Genomic DNA, 23,245 nt, shown 5'->3' with positions numbered 1-23,245 from the left:
CGCACGGTCCGGTGTTTCACCGGACGCGGGTGCAGGAAGCCGGCGTTCACGCCGGTTGACAATGGTGAAACCCAACCCTGAGGGCCCCGGGTGCCGTTTCTGGCACCCGGGGCCCTTTGTGATGGAGGTGGAATGATCCCTGACCAAGAAGGACCGGCCACGCCCAGCGGGGCCGACAACAAGTTCGACGATGAGCACTACCCCGCCTACACCATGGGCCGCGCCGCCGACATGCTCGGCGCGACGCAAGGATTCCTGCGCAGCCTCGACGAGGCAGGACTGATCACCCCGCAGCGATCCGCCGGCGGGCACCGCCGCTACTCCCGGCATCAGCTGCGCCTGGCCGCCCGAGTGCGGGAAATGGTCGACCAGGGCACCGCGATCGAGGCCGCCTGCCGCATCGTCACCCTCGAAGACCAGCTCCACGAAGCCCAGAACCTCAACCGGTCCCAAGGCCTCGCCAGCGAGGGCACGCACGACTGACCTGCCCACTTCTCGCCGATCGATCCGGCACGCGGCCCCAGCGCCGCGTGCCGTTCCGCGTCAATGGGCCTTTCCCTTGCCGCCGATCAACCATTCAGATCGACAAGAGACCTAATTCGTCGCTCCGTGATACCTTCGACGCAATTATGGACGTTCAGCAACTCCGTTCCTTCCTCGCCGTCGCCGAGGAACTGCACTTCGGCCGGGCCGCCGAACGGCTGCACATCGCCCAGCCGCCGTTGAGCCGCACGATCAAGCAGCTGGAGCGGGAACTCGGGATCCGGCTCTTCGATCGCAACACCCGGTCGGTGAACCTGACCGCGGGCGGGCAAGCCCTCGTCGGCCCCGCGAAAGACGTCATCGAAGCCTTACGCCGGGCCGACGCGGCCGTGCGTTCGGCGGGTGACGGCGAGGTCGGGCTCGTCCGGATCGCGTTCGCCGGGGTGTCGACCCACGACCTCGTCGCCCGCCTCGCGCGCGCCGTGCGGGCGCAACGCCCGGGGATCCGGCTGGAACTGTCGAGCCAGAACTTCGCCCAACCGGCCATGAAGAAACTCGTCCAAGGCGAAACGGACATCGCACTCGGCCGCTGGGACGTCATCCCCGCCGAAGTCGTCGCCCGGGTCGTCATGCCCGACGCGCTCGTGGTCGCCGTCCCGGACACCCACCCCCTGGCGGGAGCCCGGCGGCTCGAGTTCGGGCAGCTGGCCGACGACGGCTTCGTATCCCTGCCCCCGCACGAAGGCGCCGTATTGCCGGACAGGCTACGGCGGCTGGCCCACCAGGCCGGATTCATCGCCGACGTCGTCCAGATCGCCCCGGACACCCAGACCGCGCTCGCCCTCGTGAGTGCCCAGGTCGGCTGTCACCTGACCCTCGCGTCGGTGGCCAGGAACGTCAACGACCCTCACGTCGTCTTCGTCCCGCTCGACACGTCGCCGCACGATGTCGATCTCCGCGCGGCCTGGCGCCGCGACGACCACGGCCCGGCCCTCGAGGCCGTACTGAACGAACTGCTCGCGCTGGACGCCGAGTACTGAGTCATCGGCGGATCCGGCAGTCCACGGCCAGCCAGTTCGTCTCCCACGTCGTCCCGCCGTCGGCCGAGAACGCCTGCTCGAACCTCGCCTCGTCCGGATTCGGCCGGACGATCCGGAACCGCACCTTGATCGGGCGGTCTCCGAGCCTGTCGTCGCCGTAGAACTCGCCGACGCCGTCGCGGAATCCGCCGTACACCGCCGGGGTGAGCAGGCCGTCGCGCATGTTGATGAAGGTCAGGCTCCACCGCTGCGCCTGCGGTTCGTACAGCCGCAGGTTGAGGGCGTCGATGCGCCCGTTCGGCCCCGAGACGGCGAACTCGAGGACGTTCGCCCGCCCCTCCGAGAGCGGCCGCACGACGCTGGTGCCCCCGAACTGGAGCCAGACGTCGGCGGAGTCCGAGAGCGGCTCGGCGAGCACCCGCACCGAGGAGCGCCAAGTGCCGATCTCCCAGTCGAAGTCTCGTTGGCCGTCGGCGGCCGCCGAAGAGGCGGGAGAGGTCGTGGCGTCCCCCGACGCCGCCGTCGCGATCAGCATGAGGACCGAAAGGCCCGCGATCAGGATTCGTTTGTATGGCACGGTCATGGTCCGACTATCCGAGTGGAGCACGGCCATGGACAAGAAGGCACCTGCAGGTAACCTCTCGCGCCCCAACCCGTTGCCCGGCTGTCCGATGGCCGCGGCGTTCGCCGCGATCGGCGGGAAGTGGAAGCTGACCCTGGTGTACTGGCTCGCGCACGGTGAGACCCATTTCGCGGGTCTCCGCCGCAGAGGCGCGCCGATCACCTCCAAGGTGCTGGCCGAACAGCTGCGTGAACTCGAAGCCGATGGACTCGTCGAACGCGTGGAGACCGGACCGGTTCCCGCACGCGTCCTCTACCGGCTGACTCCTTACGGGACCACCGTCCTTCCCGTCGTCGAGGGTGTGAGGGTCTGGGGTGAAGCCCACCTGGAGCGCACCCACGGCAGGGCCGCGCCGGACGCGGCGATGAGCTGCACCACCGCGATCGGGTAATTCGAGCGACGCCTTGCGCGCGTTCGACTTCCGGCGCTATCTTGGAACGAACGTTTCAAGATAGCGGGGGTGATCATGCCCGACGTCAAGCATTTCGACCCGGACACGGTGCTCGACTCGGTGGTGCGACTGTTCTGGCGCCAAGGAGTGGGCTCGACCGGCGTGCAGGACATCGTCTCCGCCACCGGACTCAACAGGTCCAGCCTTTACTCCACTTTCGGTGGCAAGCAAGAGCTCTACGTCGCCGCGCTGCGCCACTATGTCGAGCGCCGCTCCGAGCCGGTCTTGCGCAAGCTCACCGACGGCACGAGCGGTCTCGCCATCGTCACCGAGTTCTTCCGCAAGCTGATCGAGACACGCTGTTCGGGCGAACACGCCAGGTGGGGTTGCCTGATTTCCAACGCCCACGCGAACGGCGACGGCGACGATCCCGATGTCCGGGAAATCCTGAGCCTGCATCACGATCGGTTGCGCGCCGCGATGTTCAGCGCCCTGGAACGCGCCGAAGCCGCGGGACAGTTACGTCCGGAAGTCTCCGTCGCGTCGGCCGCCGACATGCTCGCTTTGCTGGCCTACGGCGTCAACCTCCGTTCCCGCGCCGGAGCGGATCCCGGAACCCTCGAGAAGTCCGTCACGGCGGCGATCGGATTGCTGGCCGCCTGAAAGGAGATCCTCCCACATGACCCCGTTCACCCTCCACGACGAAACGACCGCACCCGAGGCATCCCGGCCTCATCTGAAGTCGGCGAAGCGGCGCATGGGATTCATCACCACCCTCAACGCGGTGATGGCGGAATCCCCGGAACTGCTCGCGGGCTACAACGCCCTCGCGGAACTTTTCGGCAAGTCTTCCTTACCCGCCAAGGCAAAACACGTCGTGTGGATCACCGCCAGCGTGCTGAACGAATGCGAATACTGCGTGGCCGCGCATTCCACCCTGGCCCTGAAGTCCGGAGTGGACAGTGACGTCGTCACGGCCCTGCGCGAAGGAAAACCGCTGCCCGACAACGCGCTGGACGCGGTGCGCCGGTTCACCGCGTCGATGGTGGGCAATCAGGGCTGGATCACCGACAAGGAGGTCGAGGACTTCCTCGCCGCGGGCTACACCGAACGCAACGTGCTGGACGTGATCCTCGGTGTCGGCATGAAGACCTTGTCGAACTACACCAACCACGTCGCGCATACCCCGCTGGACCCGGCGTGGCAGGGACAGGAGTGGCAGCGCCCCTGACCACCCTGGCCCTCGTGAGTGGTAATGACGGTTCTAACCGTCATTACCACTCACGAGGCCCCTCGACGAGCCCGACCGAACCCCGCCGAGTCACCCTTCCCGCCAGGTCGGGTATGCAGGAAGCATGCGCATCCTGTCCGAGGCACGCCTCGCCGCCGTGCTGGCCGCCGTCGCCACCCCGCCGCGGGTCGTGGTCAGCGGCAACTTCGCCACCCCTCATCACGCCCTCGGCCTGCTGGACAAGTCGGTGGCCGAGTACCGGCTCTTCGCGCTCAACGCCCAGCCCGGCATCCCGGACCGGGACGGCGTCACCCTGGAGACGCCTTTCGTCGGATCGGGCATGCGCGGCAAGTCCGCGCTGCGGTACTTCCCCTCCCGGCTGTCGCTGGTGCCCCGCCTGCTCCGGCAGGCCCTGCCGCCCGACATCGTGCTGATCCACACGTCCACCCCGGTGGACGGCTGCGTGTCGCTGGGCACGGAGGTCAACATCCTGCCCGCGGCGATCGAAGCGGTCCGTGCCCGCGGCGGGCTGGTGATCGCCCAGCTCAACCCGCGGATGCCCTACACCTACGGCGACGGCGTGCTGCCCTGCGACGAGGTCGACTACGCGATCGAGGTCGACGAGCCGCTGCCCTCCCCCGTGTTCCGCCCGATCAGCGACGTTTCCCACACTATCGGTGAACGCGTCGCCGACCTCGTCCCCGCCGACGCGACCCTGCAGCTGGGCATCGGCGCGGTCCCGGACGCGGTGCTCGCGGCGCTGACCGCACGCCGGGGCCTCGCCGTGTGGTCGGAGATGTTCAGCGACGGCGTGCTGGCCCTGGAGCAGGCCGGCGCGCTCGACGCGGACACGCCGGTGACGGCGTCGTTCGTGTTCGGCGGCGCCGAACTGTACGACTGGGTGGACCGTAATCCGCGAGTCCGGCTCCTGCGCACCGAAAAGACCAACGACCCCGGCCTGATCGCCCGGCGGCCACGTCTGGTCTCCATCAACGGCGCCCTGCAGATCGACCTGTACGCGCAGGCGAACGCCAGCCGGGTGAACGACGTCATCTACTCCGGGTTCGGCGGACAGACCGACTTCGTGGTCGGAGCGCTGCACTCCCCCGGCGGCCGGGCGATCATCGCCCTCCCGTCCTGGCATCCCAAGGCCGACGTGTCGACCGTCGTGCCCCGCCTGGCCGGGCCGGTCACCTCCTTCCAGCACAGCTACTTCGTCAGTGAACAGGGCACCGCCGCCATCTGGGGCCACGACGCGGGCGAACAGGCCCGGCAGATCATCGAGCACGTCGCCCACCCCCGCGCCCGCGACGAACTCCGCGACGCGGGCCGCCGGCTCGGCTTTTCCCTCGCGGGTTCCTGACGAAGGAGAACCGCTTCAGCCGAGCAGGCTGCGCAGGGCGAGCGCGGTGAGGGCCGAGGTGGTCGCCGCCATGAGGAGACCACCGAGGACACCGACGAGGATCGTCGTGGTCAGGCTCTGGCCCGGTTGCCACAACGGGGTGACGACGCCCATGAACACCGCCAGCCCGAGCAGCCACGCTCCGGCCGTGGTGACGATCCACCGGGCCGAATCGGCGACGTGGCGCCGGAGGAGCAGCCACTGGGCGAAGCCGATGGACAGGAGAAGGGCGACGCCCAGGACCGCGATCACCGGCCAGAAGAGCGGTGTGCCGAGCAGAGCGGAGGCCCAGGTACTCGGGGCGAGGCCGGCGAAGTAGGCGAACATCGCGGCCGCGGCCGTCGCCGCCACCCACCGCCAGGTGCTCACCGACGGCAGGGCGCGCCGAAGCACCCATGCCTGGCCACCGCCGAGGGCCGCGCCTTCGATCGCGCCCGCCACGAGCATGACCGGCAGTGTGACGGCCGCGGAGCGGTCCGCGGTGACCGCTCCGGCGACCGCCGGGCTGACGAAACCGAGGAATTCGGCGGGCGTCACCACCAGGAACCAGGTCCACGCGAGATCGCGTCCCCGCGTCGGGAGCCGTGGTCGCGTGCCGGAACGGGTCATGCCCTCAGTACAAGTCCGTCCGGCGACGGCGGACAGGGCCGGATGACCGTGAAGCGAGGACCTTTCGGCACCGGTCCGTCCTCGAAGGACCAAGGTCCCCCGGAGCCGCGTCATTCGACCGATGAACGCCGTTCGGCTTTCGCCGAGGCTTGTCAGCGTGCGGCCGACACCGCGATGGTGTCGAGGCGAGCTGTGTCGCCGTGCCGGAGCGCTAAGGAGCCGCGTCATCGTGTCCACCCGCCCAGATCACCCGGCACCCGCGAACGACCACGTTCCCGGCCACGGCCCGTTACTCGGCGTACGCCGGTTCCTGACCAAGGAGACCGTCGGCGACCACGGCCGCACCCTGCACCAGATCGACGGGGGCGCGTGGGAGTCCTTCTACCGCGACCGCTGGAGTTACGACCGTGTCGTGCGCTCGACGCACGGGGTGAACTGCACCGGGTCCTGCTCGTGGAACGTGTTCGTGAAGGACGACCTGATCACCTGGGAGCACCAGGCGACCGACTACCCGACCACCGGGCCGGACAGCCCCGACTACGAGCCGCGCGGATGCCCCCGGGGCGCGTCGTTCTCGTGGTACGAGTACTCGCCTTCTCGCGTGCGGCACCCGTATGTGCGCGGCTCGCTGCTCACCATGTTCCGGGCGGGCCTCAAGCGGTTCGGCGACCCGGTCGCGGCCTGGGCGGACATCGTCGAGGATCCGCGTAAAGCCGAAGTCTACAAAGGACAGCGCGGCCGCGGCGGCTTCGTGCGCGCCACCTTCGACGAGGCCGCCACGATGGTGGCCGCCGCCCACGTCCACACCACCAAGTCCTACGGGCCCGACCGCGTGGTCGGCTTCTCGCCCATCCCCGCGATGTCGATGGCCTCCTTCGCGGCGGGCACCCGCTATCACGCGCTGATGGGCGGCACGCTGCTGTCGTTCTACGACTGGTACGCCGACCTTCCGGTCGCCTCGCCGCAGGTGTGGGGCGACCAGACCGACGTCCCCGAGGCCGGCGACTGGTGGAACTCGACCTACCTCGTCATGTGGGGCTCCAACATCCCGGTCACCCGCACCCCGGACGCGCACTTCCTCGCGGAGGCGCGGTACCGCGGCACGAAGGTGGTCGCGGTCAGCCCGGACTACGCCGACAACGTGAAGTTCGCCGACGACTGGCTGGCGCCGCATCCCGGCACGGACGGGGCGCTGGCGATGGCCATGGGGCACGTCGTGCTGACCGAGTTCTTCCGTGACCGCCAGGTTCCCTACTTCACCGGCTACGTGCGGTCCAACACCGACTTGCCGTTCCTCGTGACGCTGCGCGAGCGCGAACCGGGGGTATACGCCACCGACCGGTTCCTCACCGCCGCGGACCTCGGCGACCGAGACCCCGGCGCGGAGCACAAGACCGTCCTGCTCGACGACGCCTCCGGAGAACCGGTGGTGCCCAACGGATCGCTCGGGTTCCGGTACGGCGCCGAGGGCGAGGGCCGGTGGAACCTCGACCTCGGTGACGTCGTGCCCGCGCTCGGCGTGCTCGGCCACGCCACCGGACAGGTCGCCGTCGACCTCGCGCGGTTCGACGTCGGCGAGACCGAGGGTGGCACCACGATGCGCCGCGGCGTTCCGGTGCTGCGGATCGGCGAGCACCTGGTCACCGGCGTGTTCGACCTGCTCATGGCCCAGTACGGGGTCCACCGCGGCGATCTGCCCGGTGAATGGCCGACCGGGTACGACGACGCCGAGGCCCCGCACACCCCCGCGTGGCAGGAGCGGATCACCGGCGTGCCCGCGGCGATGGCGGTCAGGATCGGGCGCGAATTGGCCCGCAACGCCGAGCGCAGCCGCGGCCGTACCCTGATCGCGCTCGGCGCGGGCGCCAACCAGTGGTTCCACTCCGACATGACCTACCGCGCGCTGATCGCCCTGGTCACCCTCACCGGCTGCCAGGGCGTCAACGGCGGCGGCTGGGCGCACTACGTCGGCCAGGAGAAGGCGCGGCCGATCACCGGGCAACAGCATCTGAGCTTCGCCTTCGACTGGCAGCGGCCGATGCGTCACCAGGCGAGCACCCCGTTCTGGTATCTCCACACCGATCAGTGGCGCTACGAGAAGGTGCCCGCCGACGAACTCGCGTCCCCGCTGGGGCAAGGGCGGCTGGCGGGCATGACCTTCGCCGACACCGTCGCGGCCGCCCAGCGGATGGGCTGGTCACCCGGCCACCCGGCGTTCGACCGCAACCCGCTGGATCTGACCGACGAGGCCGCGGCCGCGGGCGTGAGCACCGCCGAACACATCGTCGCCGAACTGCGGGCGGGACGGCTCAAGGCCGTGGCCGACGACCCCGACGACCCGGCGAACTTCCCGCGCTGCCTGACCTTGTGGCGGGCCAACCTGCTCGGCTCGTCCGGCAAGGGCAACGAGTTCTTCATGAAGCACCTGCTCGGCGTGCGCTCCCTGGCCTCGGCCGAGGAATGCGGGCCAGGCGAACGTCCCCGCGACGTGGCGTGGCGGGACGAGGCGCCCACCGGAAAGCTCGACCTGCTCACCGCGATCGACTTCCGGATGACCAACACCGGGCTGCACAGCGACGTCGTGCTGCCCGCGGCCACCTGGTACGAGAAGCACGACATCTCCACCACCGACATGCATCCTTTCGTGCACGCCTTCTCCCCGGCCGTCTCGCCGCCGTCCGAGGTGCGCACCGACTACGACGCCTTCCTGGCACTCGCCGACAAGGTCAGTGAACTCGCCGTCACCCACCTCGGTACCCGCCGCGACGTGCTGGCCGCGCCGCTGCAGCACGACACCCCCGACGAGCTGGCGACGCCGTCGGGCCGGGTGCGCGACTGGAAGTACGGCGAATGCGAGCCCGTGCCCGGGGTGACCATGCCGAAGCTGGTCGAGGTCGAACGCGACTACACGCTCATCGGCGCCAAGATGCGCGCCGTCGGGCCGTTGCTGGACAAGCTCGGTACGACGACCAAGGGCATCACCGTCGACGTCACCCCGGAGCTGGAGTACCTGCGGCATCAGAACGGTGTCGTGACCGAAGGCCCCTTCGCGGGACGGCCTTCACTGTCCACAGCGGACCGGATGTGCGAGGCGATCCTCGCGCTCTCCGGCACGACCAACGGCCGGGTGGCGCACGAGGGCTTCCAGCAGCTGGAAAAGCGGACCGGTAGGCAGTTCACCGATCTGGTCGAGGGCCACGAAACCGACCACGTCACCTACGCGGCCACCCAGCGGGCGCCGCAGCCGGTGATCACCAGCCCGGAGTGGTCGGGATCGGAGAAGGACGGACGCCGCTACTCGCCGTTCACCATCAACGTCGAACGGCGCAAGCCGTGGCACACCCTCACCGGCAGGCAGCACTTCTTCGTCGAGCACGACTGGGTCGCCGAACTGGGCGAGCATCTGCCCGGGTACCGGCCGCCGCTGAACATGGCCCGGCACTTCGGCGAACCGGGCGAACTCGCCGACGGCGGCGTCACGGTCCGGTTCCTCACCCCGCACGCGAAGTGGTCGATCCACTCGATGTACCACGACAACGAGCTGATGCTGGCGTTGTCGCGGGGCGGGCCGGTGATCTGGATGAGTGTCGAGGACGCCGCCAAGATCGGCGTCGCCGACAACGACTGGGTCGAGGCGGTCAACCGCAACGGCATCATCGTGGCGCGCGCGGTGGTCAGCCACCGGATGCCCGAGGGCACGGTGTTCCAGTACCACTCCCCCGAACGCACCGTGAACGTCCCGAAGACCGAGAAAAACGGCCAGGGCAAGGGAAAACGCGGCGGCTACCACAATTCGATGACACGGCTGCTCGTCAAGCCCACGCATCTCGCGGGAGGGCACGCCCAGCTGACCTACGCCTTCAACTACTACGGCCCGATCGGCAGCCAGCGTGACGAGATCACCGTGATCCGGCGGCGCAGCCAGAAAGTGGAGTACTGACATGCGTATCCGCGCCCAGGTGGCGATGGTGATGAACCTCGACAAGTGCATCGGCTGCCACACCTGTTCGGTGACCTGCAAGCAGACCTGGACCAACCGTGAGGGCACCGAGTACGTCTGGTTCAACAACGTCGAAACGAAACCGGGCATCGGCTACCCGAAGCACTACGAGGACCAGGAACGCTGGAAGGGCGGCTGGAAGCTCGACGCCAAGGGGCGGCTGGTGCTGCGATCCGGCGGCCGTGCGAAGCGGCTCTCGCGGATCTTCGCCAATCCCGACCTGCCGACCCTCGACGACTACTACGAGCCCGCCACCTTCGACAAGGACGTCCTCGTCGACGCCCCCGCCGGGCTGACCGACACGCCGGTCAAACAGCCGCGTTCGGCCCTCACCGGCGAACCGATGAGCCTGGATTGGGGCGCCAACTGGGAAGACGGCCTCGGCGGTGCCCACGAACGCGCCGCCACCGATCCGAACATCACCGCGATGGATCCCGAGGCCGCGGCGCGGGTGCAGTTCGAGTTCGAGAAGACCTTCATGTTCCACCTGCCGCGCATCTGCGAGCACTGCCTCAATCCCGCGTGCGTCTCGGCCTGCCCGTCGGGTGCGATGTACAAACGCGAGGAGGACGGCATCGTCCTGGTCGATCAGGACCGGTGCCGTGGCTGGCGCATGTGCGTGAGTGCCTGTCCCTACAAGAAGGTCTACGTCAACCATGCCACCGGCAAGGCCGAGAAGTGCACCTTCTGCTTCCCGCGCGTCGAAGCGGGTCAGCCCACGATCTGCTCGGAGACCTGCGTCGGCCGGTTGCGTTATCTGGGTCTGGTCTTCTACGACGAGGATGCCGTGCTCGCCGCCGCCTCGATCGAAAACGACCAGGAACTCCTTGCCGCGCAACGAGCCGTGTTCCTGGACCCGCACGATCCCGAGACGGTGCGCCTGGCCACCGAAGCGGGCTTGCCCGAGGAGTGGGTGCTCGCCGCGCAGGCCTCGCCGGTGTGGAAGCTGATCAGCGAGTACCGGATCGCGCTGCCGCTGCACCCGGAATACCGCACCCTGCCGATGGTCTGGTACGTCCCGCCGCTCTCGCCGGTGCTGGACGCGGTCGGCGCCGCCGGACGCGACGACACCGACGCCGACGACGTCTTCCACACCATCCGTGATCTGCGGATCCCCGTGGAGTACTTGGCCGAGCTGTTCACCGCGGGCGACGCCGACGCGGTGGCCGGCGTGCTGATGAAGCTCGCCGCGATGCGCTCCTACATGCGCGCCCGCACCCTCGACGGCACCGTCGCCGGGGAACTATGCGAAGCCGTCGGCATGTCCGGCGACGAGATCGAGGCGATGTACCGGCTGCTGGCGATCGCCAAGTACGACGAGCGCTACGTCATTCCCACCGCCTACAGCAAGGACGCCGCCGCGCTGGAGGCACAGGCGGTGTCCACTTCGGACTGTTCGCTCGACTGCGCCGGTGGGCCGGGGATGACCGAGCCGGTCGCCGCCACCGGCGAGCGGTTCCACCTCGTGGCCGACGACCAGCGGGTCCACCCTGGCCGCCGGAGTCTCTTCGCCCGCCGCGGCGACGGCAGGCTCGGCCTGTCCATCGACCCGGCAGGAGGCCGGTCATGACCGGCGGGCCGGACCGGGCGCGGCTGTTCGACCTCGCCTCGGTGCTGCTCACCTATCCCGGCGAGCGGATGTCCGGCGCCGGGCCGGAGCTGCGTGCCGCGGTCGGCGCGATCACCCACCCCGAGACGCGCGAGCGGCTCACGGCGTTCCTCGACTGGTTCCTGACCACCGACCCGCTCGCGGTCGAAACCCACTACGTACGCACGTTCGACCTGCGCCGAAGGTGCGGGTTGTACCTGACGTACTACCTGCACGGCGACACCCGCAAACGCGGTATCGCCCTGCTCACCCTCAAACAGCGCTACCGCGCCCACGGCCTGCGCCTGGCCGAGGGCGAGCTGCCCGATCTGCTGCCGGTGGTGCTGGAGTTCGCCGCCGTCGCCGGTCCTGGTGACGGCGAGGCGCCGCTGCGGCAGCATCGCCAGGGCCTGGAACTCCTGCGTTCCGCGCTGGAGGAGACCGGATCGCCCTACCGGCACCTGCTCGAAGCGATCGTCGCGGTGCTGCCGCCCTTGACCGAAGCCGACCGGGAGGCGATCCGGACGCTCGCGGTGGACGGTCCGCCGGTGGAATCGGTGGGCTTGGCGCCCTACGGCGTCGACGTCGACGCGATCGGCTTCGGCCCGGACCTCAGCACCGATTCGACCGCCGGGCCCTGCCCGCAGGCGCGTCCCGCCGGATCTTCACTGGAGAGTGCGCTGTGAGCACGTTCGTCTGGATCGTCGTCCCCTACGCCTGCCTCGCGGTGTTCGTGCTCGGCCATGTCTGGCGGTGGCGCCACGACCAGTTCGGCTGGACCACCCACACCAGCCAGCTGCTCGAAAGCCGCATCCTGCGCTGGGGCTCGCCGCTGTTCCACCTCGGCGCGTTCGGGGTCATCGCCGGCCACGCCATGGGCCTGCTGGTGCCGGCCTCACTGACGCACGAACTCGGTGTCCCCGAAGGGCTTTACCACGCCACCGCGGTGTGGGGCGGCACGCTCACCGGCGTCGTCCTCGTCGTCGGCCTCGTCCTGTTGATCGCCCGCCGGTTCGTCAAGGGCCGCGTCCGCCGCGCCACGACGAGGATGGACAAGGTCCTCTACGCGGCGCTCGCCGTGATGGTGGTGCTCGGGATGACAGCCACCGTCGGTACCAACCTGCTGGGCGAGGGCTATGACTACCGCGAAACGATCGCCGTGTGGTTCCGGAGTGTCTTCTGGTTCTCCCCGCGCAGCCACTTGATGGCCGAGGCGCCACTGGTCTACCAGCTGCACGCGATCGGCGGGTTCCTGTTCCTCGCGCTGTGGCCGTTCACCCGGCTGGTCCACGTGTGGTCGGCGCCCCTGGCCTACCTGTGGCGCCCGTACGTCGTGTACCGGGCCCGCCGCGGCGCACCGGCCACACCGCGCCCGGCACCGGCCGCCGTACGCGACCGGCCCGCCCCGGAGCGGCAGAGCCTTGGGTGAGACCGGACCGACGGTCGGTGACGTGGTGGTACGGCTGCCCAAGACGCTGCCCGTCGACAGCTCCGTCGAGCAAGCACGGGACTGCTTCGCCGACGACCACGTCCACATGCTTCTGCTCACCGAGTCCGGGCACCTCATGGGCACCCTGGTCCGCGGCGACCTCGGTGCGGACGCGGTGGGCCTCGCCCTGACGTACTCGCGCATGGCGGGGCGGACGATCCCGGCGGACCTGCCCGCCGAGGACGCGCGCCTGCTCCTGCTGGCCCGCGGGCAGCGGCGGCTCGCCGTGGTCGCCGACGACGGCACCCTGGTGGGTTTGCTGTGTCTCAAGCGCCGCCTGACCGGCTTCTGCAGCGACGCCGACGTCGCCGCGCGAGCCGTGGAGCGTGGCGTATGAGCACGCGGACGACCACGCGCCGTCGTTCGCCGCTGGCGCCTTCCCAGCATGGCGCTTGGGGTTTCCTCGCCCTTCCGCTCTTCCTGGGGGTCGCGGCGGCGGGCTGGTCACCTTGGCTGGCCCCCTTGGCCCTCGCCTGGGTGGCCGCCTATCCGGGTGGCTGGGCGCTGACCGGGCTCCTCACCGCCCGTCGGCCGGAGCGGTTCCGCAAGGCCGCGCTGGTGTGGACACCGCTCTGCGTGCTCGCCGGTGCGCCGGTACTGGTCACGCACCTCTGGCTCGTCTGGTGCCTGTTCGGCTATCTCCTGCTGTTCTGCTTCAGCCTGCGGCAGGCACGAGCGCGCCGCGAGCGGTCCCTGACCAACGATCTCGTCCTGATCGCGCAGTGCTCTCTCGTCGTCCCGATCGTGGCCGGGGTGGTCGCGGGAGGAGGACTCGCCCCGCCGTGGCCGGAGATGACCACCACGCCTGTCCTGGCCGCCACGGTCTTCACCGTCCTCACGCTCGTCGGCTCGACCCTGCACGTGAAGTCGCTGATCCGCGAACGTGCCGATCCCCGCTACAGGCGCGCCGCGCAGGTCTTCGCGGTGGCCGCGGCGGTGACGGTGACGGCGGTCTGCGTTCCCCTCGGACGGTTTTGGCCGGTGGCCGCTTTCGTGGTGCTGGCCTGCCGCGCGCTGTGGTGGCACGATCCGTCCTGGCGTCCTGCACGGATCGGCATGGTGGAACTCGCCGGACTGATTCTCGTTGCGGCGTCAGGATTCCTGGCATTCTAGTCCATAGTGGACGGTGACCTTGGTCCCGTGTCGAAAGGACCTCGGCTCAGTTCGCGGCGACGGCGGGTCCGCGACGCTGAACTTGCTCGCCGTCCGGCGAAGCCGAAACCGCACGACACGAATGAGACGCCGATGACCTCGACACAAGACCATCCGGTCAAGACCGGCGGCCGGATGCTGATGCTGGGCATGGCCACCGCCGGGTTCGCGATCAACTTCTGGGCGTGGGCGCTGCTGAGCCCGCTCGGGCCCCTGTTCAAGGATTCCCTGCGGCTGAGCGCTTTCCAGCAGGCTCTGCTGGTCGCGGTGCCGGTGGTGGTCGGCTCGCTCGGGCGGATCCCCGTCGGCGCGCTGACCGACCGGTACGGCGGACGCGTGATGTTCCCGGTGATCTCGGCTTTGACGATCGTGCCCGTGCTGTTCCTCGGCCTCGCCGGGCACTCGTCGCTGACCGCGCTTCTCGTCGGAGGCTTCTTCCTCGGTCTCGGCGGCACGTCGTTCGCGGTCGGTGTCCCGTTCGTCAACGCCTGGTTCCCGCCCGAGCGACGCGGGCTCGCGATCGGCGTCTTCGGCGCCGGGATGGGCGGCACCGCGATCAGCGCGCTGACCACCGTACCGCTGGTGAAGGCGGGCGCGGTGGTGACGCCGTTCCTGGTCACCGCCGCTGTCCTGGCCCTGTACGCGGTCGTCGCGGCAGTACTGCTGCGGGACGCGCCGGGACGGACGGTGCCCACCGAGCCGCTGGCTCGCCGCCTGCGTGACACTCTCCGGCTTTCCGTGACCTGGCAGGCTTCGGCGCTCTACGCCATCGCTTTCGGCGGCTACGTCGCCTTTTCGGTCTACCTGCCCGCCTACCTCAAGGCCGGCTACGGCCTCGCCCAGGCCGACGCCGCCAACCGTATGGCGGGGTTCGTGCTGTTCGCCGTCGTGATGCGTCCGGTGGGCGGCTGGCTGTCCGACCGGTTCGGTCCGGTGCGCGTGCTGGGCGCGGTCTTCGCGGTGGTCAGCGCCTGCGCCGCCGTCCAGGCGTTCGCGCCGGACCTGATGCCGCTGGGGACGATCGCCTTCCTGGCCATGGCGGCCGCGCTCGGCGCGGGCAGCGGCGCGGTGTTCGCGCTCGTGGCGCTGCTCACTCCGGCGAACAAGGTCGGCTCGGTGACCGGCGTGGTCGGCGCGGCGGGAGGCCTCGGCGGATTCATCCCGCCGCTGATCATGGGCGCCCTCTACGGCACCTATGGCTCCTACGCGCTCGGTCTCGCCGCGCTGGCCGCGGTCGCCGCGGCGGCCCTCGTGTTCACCGCCACCGCCGCCCGTCGCTCGCTGCGTACCCACCAGGGTGCCGACCGGCGGCTGACCCCGCGGCGGGTGTGACGAGTCCGCTGCCGGCAAGGGCCGAGCGGCGAGGATGACGTGGGCGGCGGTCGATCCGATCGCCGCCCACACGTCCCCCACAGACACCAGCAATGCGCGTGAAGGCCCAGGTCAAGTCTCGTGAGTGGTAATGACGGTTCTAACCGTCATTACCACTCACGAGACTTTGCGGACCGACGTCACCGGGCACGCACTGCTTTGTGCACGGTGTCCGCCAGCAGGACGACCGGGACGGCGGCGAAGGCCAGCACCCAGCCGAGCGGGCTCGGCACCGTGCCCCCGAGGAGCCCCGGCAGCGGCGGCAGCAGGAGGAACACCGCCAGCATCGCGAGTTCGAACACGATCGCGAGCCACAGCAAGGGATTCCCCCGCAAACCGATCCGGCCGATCCAGCGCGCTTCGCTCCGGCAGGCGAACGCGTTCGCGAGCTGGCCGAGAACGATCGCGGTGAACGCGGTGCCGGACGCCGTCGCGAGGAGGGCCGCGTCCGGAGTCTCGCCGAACCACCAGCCACCGCCGAGCAGGGCCAGCAGGAACGCCGCCATGGACGCCAGTGCCTCGGCGGGGCCGAGTACGCCGAAAGCCCGGCGCACCAGCCTGCCGTCGATCAAGGAACCGCCCTTGGCGGGCCCCTCCATCGTGCGCCGGTTGGGCGGTTCCGCGCCGAGCGCGACGGCGGGCAGGAGATCGGTGCCGATGTCGAGCGCCAGCACCTGCAAGACGGTGATGGCGAGCGGGATCTGCCCGCCCGCGAGCGCCCATACGACGAACGGCGTGAGCTCGGCGACGTTGTCGGTCAGGTGATAGGTCAGGAACCGCCGGATGTTCACGAACGTCGCCCGCCCGAGTTCCACGGCGGCCACGATGGTGCCGAAATGATCGTCGAGGAGAACTAGGTCGGCCGCCTCCCTGGCGACGTCGCTGCCCGAAGCGCCCATGGCGACACCGATGTCGGCCGTCCGCAGCGCCGGACCGTCGTTGACGCCGTCGCCGGTCATCGCGACGACGTGCCCGCGTGCCTGCAGGACCTTCGCGATCCGGAGCTTCTCCTCCGGGGCGACCCTGGCGATCACCACGCCGTCGACGTCGAGCAGCCTGCCGAGTTCTTCGTCGTCGGCGGGCAGGTTCCTGCCTTCCAGCACGAGCCGGTCCGGCCCGAGCAGCCCGACCTCCGCGGCGATGGCCTCGGCCGTCCCGGGATGGTCGCCGGTCACCATCGCCAGCCGGATCCCCGCACGACGGCAGGACGCGATCGCGGCGCCGACGTCGGGCCGGGGCGGATCCTCCAGCCCCACCAGGCCCAACAGGTCCAGATCACGCTCACCGTCCTCTGTGGACGCTTGGCGTCGTCGTGCCACCGCCAGCACCCGGAGCCCGGCGCGGCTGAACGTGGCGACGGCCTCGGCCGCGCCGGGAACCTCGCCGCACAGGGGCAGAACGGTGTCCGGCGCCCCTGAGACATGGATCCCGTCGGCGTCGGTGACGGACGACCGGCGCCGGTGCGGATCGAAGGGACGGCGTTCCAGCGGCGACGGCGGCGGCGCGACCCCGGCGCGTGTGGCGAGGACGTGCAGCGCCACCTCCATCGGGTCGCCCACCGGCCGCCAGCCGCCTGCCTCCTCCACGGCGTGCGCGTCCGGTGAGCACCGGGCGGCGGAGTCCGCGAGGGTCGCCGCCGCCCGCACCGCGGCCGGAGTGCCGGTCAGCTCGCCGGTGGGACGGTAGCCCTCCCCTGCGACTTCGACCGTTCCGGCCGGGGTCCACACCCGGACGACCGACATCTCGTTGCGGGTCAGCGTGCCGGTCTTGTCGGTGCAGATGAACGTGGTGGCGCCCAGGGTCTCCACCGATTCGAGCCTGCGCACCAAAGCGTTGCGGCGCGCCATCTTCTGCGCCGACCGCGCCAGCGACAAGGTCACGGTCGGCAGGAGCCCTTCCGGAACGAGCGCGACCGTGACCCCGATCGCGAACAGGAAGCTCTCGGTGCCCGTGCGGCCGAGACCCAATGCGGCAGCGAAGAAGACAACGCCGACCGCGACCGCGATCAACGCCACGAGCCGCACCACACGATGCAACTGGGTGGCCAAAGGACTCTTCGGACGCACCGCGCTCGCGGTCACCGCCGAAATCCCGGCGAGCCGGGACCGGGCACCCGTGGCGGTCACGACAGCGACCCCATGGCCCTCGGTCACATATGTGCCCGCGAAGACCGAGCCGCCCATCTCCGGGTGCACGGGACGGCTCTCGCCGGTCAGCATCGACTCGTCCACCGCGAGCAGCCCGTGTTCCGCCAGCCGCCCGTCCGCGCAGACGCGGTCCCCCGCCTCGAGCAGGACCACGTCGCCCACGACCAGCTCGGCCGCGTCCACCACGACCGCGCGCCCGTCCCGGCGGACGGTCGCCCGGACCGGCAGCAGATCCCGCAACCGTTCCGCGGCCCGGTCCGCCCGGTACTCCTGCGCGAACGAGAACGCGCCGTTGAGCACCACGACCACCGCGATCGCGATCGACAACACCGGCATCCCGGCCACCAGGGCCAGCCCCGCCGCCGCCCAGAGCATGAGCGCGAAGAAATGCACCATCTGCCCGGCCAGGGTCAGCAACGGATTCCGCCCTTTCGCGGCGGGCAGAGTGTTCGGCCCGTCATGGCGCAACGCCGCCGCCGCTTCGGCCGTGGTGAGGCCCTCGGAATCCCGGACCACGGCGGCGTCGGTCACCGGTCCCGGTCCCCGGCCTCGCGGGCCACGATCACCGGGCATAGGGCGTAGGACATCACCGCTTGGCTGGTCGAGCCGAGCAGCATCCCGGCGACCCCGCCGCGTCCCCTGCTTCCCACGACCAGAAGCTGCGCCCGGTCGGCGTGCTTGAGCAGTTCGTCGGCAGGGCGGCCTCGCACGACCTCCCGCTCGACGCGCACGTCGGGATACTTCTCCTGCCAGCCGGCGAGCCGTTCGGCGAGCACCTCCTGCTCCCGCTCCTCGATGTCGGACCGATCCAGGGTCCAGCGCGTCTCCTCGAACACCGCCGAGAGGAACGCGTCGTCCCAGCAATGCAGGGCGATCAACCCGGTCCGCCGCCAGGACGCCTCTTCGAAGGCGAGCGCGAGCGCGGCTTCGCTCGCTCGTGTCCCGTCGACACCGACGACGACCGGCCCGGTCTCCGGCGGCATCTCGTCCGCGACATGCGGTCGTACGAGGGCGACCGGACAGGCCGCCCGTGCCGCCAGCGCGATGGACACCGACCCGACCAGCACCCTGCCCAGCGGACGTAAGCCCTCGGTACCCAGCACCAGCAGATCCGCGTTCTCGGACGCCGTCTTGAGCGCCATCACCGGTCGTTCGTGCAGCAGTACCGACGACACGGGGACGTCCGGAGCGACCTCCTTGGCGGCGTCACGGGCCTTCCGCAGAAGCCGGTGGCCGCGCTGCCGGATCATCTCCGTGAGGTTCTCCCGCGTGGGTATCGGCCTCGGATGGCTGAGCGCCTCGTCGTCGATCGCGTGCACCAGTGTGAGTTCCGCGTGGCGACGGTGTGCCTGCTTCGCGGCCCAGCGGACCGCCCTCAAAGCGGCCTCCGAGCCGTCGACCCCGACGACCACTCCGTGCTCCGAATGTTCCGGCATAGCGATTCACCCCATCAGATTTCGGCAACTACTTCGCACGTTACGAACGAACGGACGAGGAGAGCAGCGGCGTTGGTAACCGACGGCCGGGACCTTCGACCTACGTCGTCCACTATGGACAGTCAGATCCCGGCCGGATAGCCGAGGCGCATGACGAGCTGGGGAATCCCGGGCAAGGACAGCTCCGCGGTCAACCGGTCCCGGACGGGTTCCTCGTGCAACGGCCGGGTCAGTACCGACGCGGCCAGCCCCCGGTCGACGGCGGTGAGCCAGGACCGCTGCATCGCCGCGCCCGCCCGGACCTGGCGTACCCGATCGTCGTGCTCGGTGCAGAAGATCACGATCGTCTCGACGGGCGGCCGGTGCGCCAGGGTGCGGGCATCCGGGAGCACGATCGTCCGCCGGACCAGACCGGCCCACGGTGGACGCGCGTCGCCGTAACCGGACCGGGCGAGTCCGTCGGCACCCCAGTCGTCCCGGTCCGTTACGGAGGCCTTTTCCAGCAGTGCCGCGAGGATTCCCGTTTCACCGGCCCGGACGACGCGGCAGGCGACACCCGGCGGCAGGTGCCCGATGACCGACTCGAGTGTCGAGGGAGCGACCGGGATCGAGGCGAAGGGAAGGCGGTGACTCCGTCGGCGCGAGATCGCGGTGTAGGCGTGCAGTTCGCCGTCCAACGGTGCTCCCCGCCCGGCGGCGCTGACGACGGCGACGAGCGGCGCCTCCCCCGCCGGCACGCGCACGTCGGTTTCCCAGCCCAGCACCCGGACGCCCAGGATGAGGTTCGCCAACGCGGCTCCACAGGAGAAGAGCCGATCACGGCCGCACAGGACACCTTCGGGCAGGCCGAGATCGGTCCGTTCGCTCAGTTCCGCCCGCCGCTCCGGCAGGTTCAGGGACCACGGCTGGCTACCGTGCACCGAGGGTGCGCGGATCACCGCGCGCGCCAGTACCTCCACTTCCCCGTCGGACCACATTCGCTCGATCAGATCTGGCATTCGCGGACCTTCTCCCACAGCACGCCCCCACCGAGCCTGCCGGCGCCGGACACAGGCACTCGTCGACGGATCTCGTCGTCAGGCGACGGTCCAGTCCTGGGACACCCGGCGCCATTCACGCTCCCACGCCGCGGCTCGGCCGCGGCCGAGCGCCGAGCGGCACGCCAAGAAGACCGTCGCCAGCAAGGTGATCCATCCCAGCCACAGGCCGGTCCCGACGCCGACACCGAAGGTCTTGGCGTCGTCCACCGTCGCGGGCGCCTCGACCGCGTGCCCCTTCGCGTCGAGCCAGATCCGCACCTCGCCGCCGCCCGGCGAACCGGCTTCCACGGTCACCACGCCCTCCCGGACCGGCCCGCCGGGCACGGTCCAGCGGGCGACGGCCTCGACCTTCTCCGTCAAGGGCACCCCGTCGAGCCGCACCTGTACCGGCGGGGCGTCCGCCACCAGCACGGCGGTCACCTCCTGACGGGCCGCGGCCTCTTCGGCCGCACGCCGGACTCCTCCGGCGTAGGCTTCGGAGCCCGCCGCGGCGGCGAACGGGATCGCCACGAGCGCCAGCAAAACGGCGCCGATCAGCAAAACGGCTTCAAGCCGGTCTGACCGCCGGATCAGCGGATTCCGCTTCAGGCAGAGCAACCGCGTGCGCACTGTCATGATGTCTTCCGTTCTGTGCCAACGTGACGGGTGACGGCGTGGACGGGACGGCGTGGGGTCGGCACCCCTGGATAGCCGTAGCCGAGCCTGAACACGGTCTGCGGGTGATCGGTGCCGCCGAGCAGCGCGCGCAGTTCGGCGCGGGCGGAGGCGATCTCGATGGGCTGCGAACAGAACGAAGCACTCAGCCCGGCATCCGTCGCCGTGAGCAGAACCCGTTGCATCGCACGCCCCGCGCGGACCTGGGACATCGGCGCGTCGTTCGGCGTGGTCAGCACCGCGACCAGTGGATCCCGTTCGAAGGCGCGTTCCGCCCCGTCCTCGCTGACGTACCGCGTCGGGAGCAATCCGCCCGCCGACCTCGGCCCGCCCGCGAACGCGGGGACCCCGTCCTCCCCGGTCGCCCGCCGGGTCCACGCGCGAAGTTCGTCCTGGAAGGCACCGTCGTGAATCTGGAGATGGTCGGCGCGGCGGATGAGAGCCGCGGCCGCTTCCAGTGAACCGATTTCGTCCAGCAGGACGAGGTGCGAGCCTTCTTCGCGAGCCGCCTCCCGGACGGCGGTGCGCACGCCGGGTGGCACCGCCTGATCGGCGAAGGGACGGCGATTGCTGTAGCGCCGCGGAATCGCCGCGGCGAGACGTCGTTCGGTCACGGTGGGCCGGTGCCGGTGACCGAGGGTCACCCGGGCCAGCAGGGCCGGCCTGGCCCGCTCGGGCGCGAACTCGGTTTCGGTGGCCCGTCCGGCCACCGCGAGGGCGAGTTCCAGGTTCAGAACCGCCGCTCCGCAGGCCAGCCGCGCCTCCCGCGCTTCGGGGTCGCAGGCGTCCAGTACCCGGTGTTCGTCGAGTACGACGTCGATCATGTCCGGCGCCAGCTCGAAGATCCACGGCTGGGTGTTGTGCGGCGACGGCGCGCGCACCGCGGCGTCCAGCGCCGCCGCGACGGCCGGGGACTGAGTGAGGACCATCGGACCGCTCCTGCCTTCGTAGGCTTCCAGCCTCCGTCTCCGGGCAGGTGTCGCGGCAGTGGCCGTTGGCCCGGTCTGCCCGGGACCTTCGGCACCCGGCGGCGGGCCGCTCGAAAGTCCACTGTGGATTCCCGGCTCAGGCGGGACCCGTGGCCGTCCCGGACGGGACCAAGGACCCTCTCGCCGGGTATCCGGGAGGCCGGATGCTGCCCTGGTCACCATCGTCCGCGCGAGGAGAACCGGATGAACGCCCTGGACATCGCCCGATGGCAGTTCGGGATCACCACCGTGTACCACTTCATCTTCGTCCCGTTGACCATCGGACTGTCCTTCCTGGTCGCCGGGATGCAGACGGTCTGGGTCCGCACGGGCGACGAGCGCTACCGCCGGATGACGAAGTTCTGGGGGAAGCTCTTCCTCATCAACTTCGCCATGGGCGTGGCGACCGGCATCGTGCAGGAGTTCCAGTTCGGCATGAACTGGTCGGACTACAGCACGTTCGTCGGCGACATCTTCGGCGCGCCACTGGCCATCGAGGGCCTGCTGGCGTTCTTCATGGAGTCGACGTTCCTCGGCCTGTGGATCTTCGGCTGGGACAAGCTGCCGAAGAAGCTGCACCTGGCCACCATCTGGCTCGCCTCGATCGGCACGGTGCTCTCGGCCTACTTCATCCTGGCCGCGAACTCGTGGATGCAGCATCCGGTCGGCTACGAGATCAACCAGGCCACCGGGCGGGCGGAGCTGAAGGACTTCGGCGCCGTGCTCACCAACTCGACCGCGGTCGGCGCGTTCGCGCACACCATCACGGCGTGCTTCCTCACCGCCGGCATGTTCGTCGTCGGGATCAGCGCCTGGCAGCTCAAGCGGCGGCGCGACACCGACGTCTACCGGCCGTCGATGAAGATCGGGCTGATCACGGTGCTGATCGCCAGTGTCGGTGTGATCCTCACCGGTGACCTGCAGGCCCGGCTTATGACCGAGCAGCAGCCGATGAAGATGGCCGCCGCCGAGGCGCTCTACGACACGATGGCGCCCGCGTCGTTCTCGCTGTTCACCATCGGGTCACTCGACGGCTCGCAGGAGAAGTTCAGCATCCGCGTGCCCGGTCTGCTCTCCTTCATGGCCACCGGCAGCTTCGACGGCGAGGTCGAAGGGATCAACGACCTCCAGGCCGCGGAGCAACGGCAGTACGGGCCCGGCGAGTACCGGCCGGACATCCCGGTCAGCTACTGGACTTTCCGGCTGATGATCGGCTTCGGCTTCCTCTGCCTGCTCATCTCGATCGTCGGTCTCTGGCTCTTCCGCCGCGACCGGATGCCGCGCGCACGCTGGTTCTTCCCGGCCGCGACCGCCGCGATCGCCCTTCCCTTCCTGGCCAACAGCGTCGGCTGGATCTTCACCGAAATGGGCAGGCAGCCATGGTCGGTGTTCGGGGTGCTCAAAACCGCCGACTCGGTGTCACCGACGGTCTCCGCGGGCACCGTGCTGACCTCGCTGATCGTCTTCACCGTGCTCTACGGCCTTCTCGCGGTCGTCGACGGCTACCTGATGGTCCGCTACGCCAAGGCCGGGCCTCCTCCGCCTGCCGCGCCGGAAACCGAGGACACCGATTCCGACGAGCCGCGTCCGGCGGCCTTCGCCTACTGAAGCCGCCGCACCGA

General features: G+C 70.1%; 21 protein-coding genes. 14 read left to right on the top strand and 7 right to left on the bottom strand.

The features are described from left to right. Window positions 1-132: 132 nt before the first annotated feature. Both L324_RS26615 and L324_RS26610 read left to right on the top strand, forming a co-directional pair. On the top strand, window positions 133-483 hold the full coding sequence (locus tag L324_RS26615; protein WP_037314362.1) for a helix-turn-helix domain-containing protein: 351 nt from the start codon (window positions 133-135) through the stop codon (window positions 481-483). 146 nt (window positions 484-629) lie between these two features. After that, a complete protein-coding gene (locus L324_RS26610; RefSeq protein WP_037314359.1) occupies window positions 630-1,523 on the top strand; it encodes a LysR substrate-binding domain-containing protein in 894 nt (297 codons plus the stop codon). Window position 1,524: 1 nt separating this feature from the next. On the opposite strand, the gene L324_RS26605 is transcribed toward L324_RS26610, so the two are convergent. Next, window positions 1,525-2,106 carry a hypothetical protein gene (locus L324_RS26605; RefSeq protein WP_235783663.1) on the bottom strand — a complete coding sequence of 194 codons (582 nt, stop codon included), beginning with the start codon at window positions 2,104-2,106 and terminating at the stop codon, window positions 1,525-1,527. Window positions 2,107-2,134: 28 nt separating this feature from the next. Here L324_RS26605 and L324_RS26600 point away from each other — a divergent pair, with 28 nt between their 5' ends. The 4 genes from L324_RS26600 (at window position 2,135) to L324_RS26585 (ending at window position 5,130) form a co-directional block, all read left to right on the top strand. Next, window positions 2,135-2,536, top strand: coding sequence for a winged helix-turn-helix transcriptional regulator (locus L324_RS26600; protein ID WP_235783662.1), 402 nt, complete (start codon window positions 2,135-2,137; stop codon window positions 2,534-2,536). A 75-nt stretch (window positions 2,537-2,611) separates the two neighbouring features. Continuing rightward, on the top strand, window positions 2,612-3,199 hold the full coding sequence (locus L324_RS26595; protein WP_037314493.1) for a TetR/AcrR family transcriptional regulator: 588 nt from the start codon (window positions 2,612-2,614) through the stop codon (window positions 3,197-3,199). A gap of 16 nt (window positions 3,200-3,215) precedes the next feature. After that, window positions 3,216-3,767 (top strand): carboxymuconolactone decarboxylase family protein, encoded by a 552-nt coding sequence (locus L324_RS26590; RefSeq protein WP_037314354.1) that lies wholly within the window; start codon window positions 3,216-3,218, stop codon window positions 3,765-3,767. Window positions 3,768-3,891: 124 nt separating this feature from the next. Next, entirely contained in the window at window positions 3,892-5,130 is a 1,239-nt protein-coding gene (locus L324_RS26585; protein ID WP_037314352.1) for an acetyl-CoA hydrolase/transferase family protein, read from the top strand. Between the two features lie 15 nt (window positions 5,131-5,145). Here the strand turns inward: L324_RS26585 and L324_RS26580 are convergent, their stop codons facing one another. Then, window positions 5,146-5,778 carry a hypothetical protein gene (locus L324_RS26580; protein ID WP_201769690.1) on the bottom strand — a complete coding sequence of 211 codons (633 nt, stop codon included), beginning with the start codon at window positions 5,776-5,778 and terminating at the stop codon, window positions 5,146-5,148. Window positions 5,779-6,007: 229 nt separating this feature from the next. Between L324_RS26580 and L324_RS26575 the strand changes: the two genes are divergently transcribed. The 7 genes from L324_RS26575 (at window position 6,008) to L324_RS26545 (ending at window position 15,339) form a co-directional block, all read left to right on the top strand. Next, window positions 6,008-9,718 carry a nitrate reductase subunit alpha gene (locus tag L324_RS26575; RefSeq protein ID WP_051174114.1) on the top strand — a complete coding sequence of 1,237 codons (3,711 nt, stop codon included), beginning with the start codon at window positions 6,008-6,010 and terminating at the stop codon, window positions 9,716-9,718. A gap of 1 nt (window position 9,719) precedes the next feature. Then, entirely contained in the window at window positions 9,720-11,348 is a 1,629-nt protein-coding gene (gene narH / locus L324_RS26570) for a nitrate reductase subunit beta (protein WP_037314349.1), read from the top strand. Continuing rightward, a complete protein-coding gene (narJ, locus tag L324_RS26565) occupies window positions 11,345-12,052 on the top strand; it encodes a nitrate reductase molybdenum cofactor assembly chaperone (RefSeq protein ID WP_037314346.1) in 708 nt (235 codons plus the stop codon). Before narH ends, narJ begins: the two co-directional genes overlap by 4 nt. Next, window positions 12,049-12,795 (top strand): respiratory nitrate reductase subunit gamma, encoded by a 747-nt coding sequence (narI, locus tag L324_RS26560; RefSeq protein WP_037314345.1) that lies wholly within the window; start codon window positions 12,049-12,051, stop codon window positions 12,793-12,795. Before narJ ends, narI begins: the two co-directional genes overlap by 4 nt. Further along, window positions 12,788-13,192 carry a CBS domain-containing protein gene (locus L324_RS26555; protein WP_037314342.1) on the top strand — a complete coding sequence of 135 codons (405 nt, stop codon included), beginning with the start codon at window positions 12,788-12,790 and terminating at the stop codon, window positions 13,190-13,192. The genes narI and L324_RS26555 overlap by 8 nt, the downstream gene beginning before the upstream one ends. After that, a complete protein-coding gene (locus L324_RS26550; RefSeq protein WP_037314339.1) occupies window positions 13,189-13,968 on the top strand; it encodes a YwiC-like family protein in 780 nt (259 codons plus the stop codon). Before L324_RS26555 ends, L324_RS26550 begins: the two co-directional genes overlap by 4 nt. Before the next feature lie 132 nt (window positions 13,969-14,100). Beyond that, complete coding sequence (locus tag L324_RS26545) at window positions 14,101-15,339, top strand: MFS transporter (protein WP_051174113.1); 1,239 nt, start codon at window positions 14,101-14,103, stop codon at window positions 15,337-15,339. Between the two features lie 179 nt (window positions 15,340-15,518). Here L324_RS26545 and L324_RS26540 read toward each other — a convergent pair whose 3' ends face one another. The 5 genes from L324_RS26540 to L324_RS26520 all read right to left on the bottom strand — a co-directional run bounded on the left by L324_RS26540 (window position 15,519) and on the right by L324_RS26520 (window position 21,584). Next, a complete protein-coding gene (locus tag L324_RS26540) occupies window positions 15,519-18,056 on the bottom strand; it encodes a cation-translocating P-type ATPase (protein ID WP_037314336.1) in 2,538 nt (845 codons plus the stop codon). Continuing rightward, window positions 18,053-18,961, bottom strand: a complete 909-nt coding sequence (locus L324_RS26535; protein WP_037314333.1) for a universal stress protein — start codon at window positions 18,959-18,961, stop codon at window positions 18,053-18,055. The genes L324_RS26540 and L324_RS26535 overlap by 4 nt, the downstream gene beginning before the upstream one ends. A 122-nt stretch (window positions 18,962-19,083) precedes the next feature. Further along, a complete protein-coding gene (locus tag L324_RS26530; protein ID WP_081736478.1) occupies window positions 19,084-19,959 on the bottom strand; it encodes a nitroreductase family protein in 876 nt (291 codons plus the stop codon). 78 nt (window positions 19,960-20,037) lie between these two features. Then, window positions 20,038-20,616: an Rv1733c family protein gene (locus L324_RS26525; RefSeq protein ID WP_051174112.1), complete on the bottom strand. Its 579-nt coding sequence runs from the start codon at window positions 20,614-20,616 to the stop codon at window positions 20,038-20,040. Then, window positions 20,613-21,584 (bottom strand): Acg family FMN-binding oxidoreductase, encoded by a 972-nt coding sequence (locus L324_RS26520; protein WP_037314324.1) that lies wholly within the window; start codon window positions 21,582-21,584, stop codon window positions 20,613-20,615. The genes L324_RS26525 and L324_RS26520 overlap by 4 nt, the downstream gene beginning before the upstream one ends. Window positions 21,585-21,827: 243 nt before the next feature. On the opposite strand from L324_RS26520, the gene L324_RS26515 reads away from it, so the two are divergent. Continuing rightward, window positions 21,828-23,231, top strand: a complete 1,404-nt coding sequence (locus L324_RS26515; RefSeq protein WP_037314321.1) for a cytochrome ubiquinol oxidase subunit I — start codon at window positions 21,828-21,830, stop codon at window positions 23,229-23,231. Window positions 23,232-23,245: the final 14 nt, after the last annotated feature.

The organism is Amycolatopsis orientalis DSM 40040 = KCTC 9412, assembly GCF_000478275.1.
GTDB lineage: Bacteria > Actinomycetota > Actinomycetes > Mycobacteriales > Pseudonocardiaceae > Amycolatopsis > Amycolatopsis orientalis.
The sequence above is the reverse complement of the archived record's forward strand: the minus strand, read 5'-3'. Positions and strand labels throughout refer to the sequence as shown.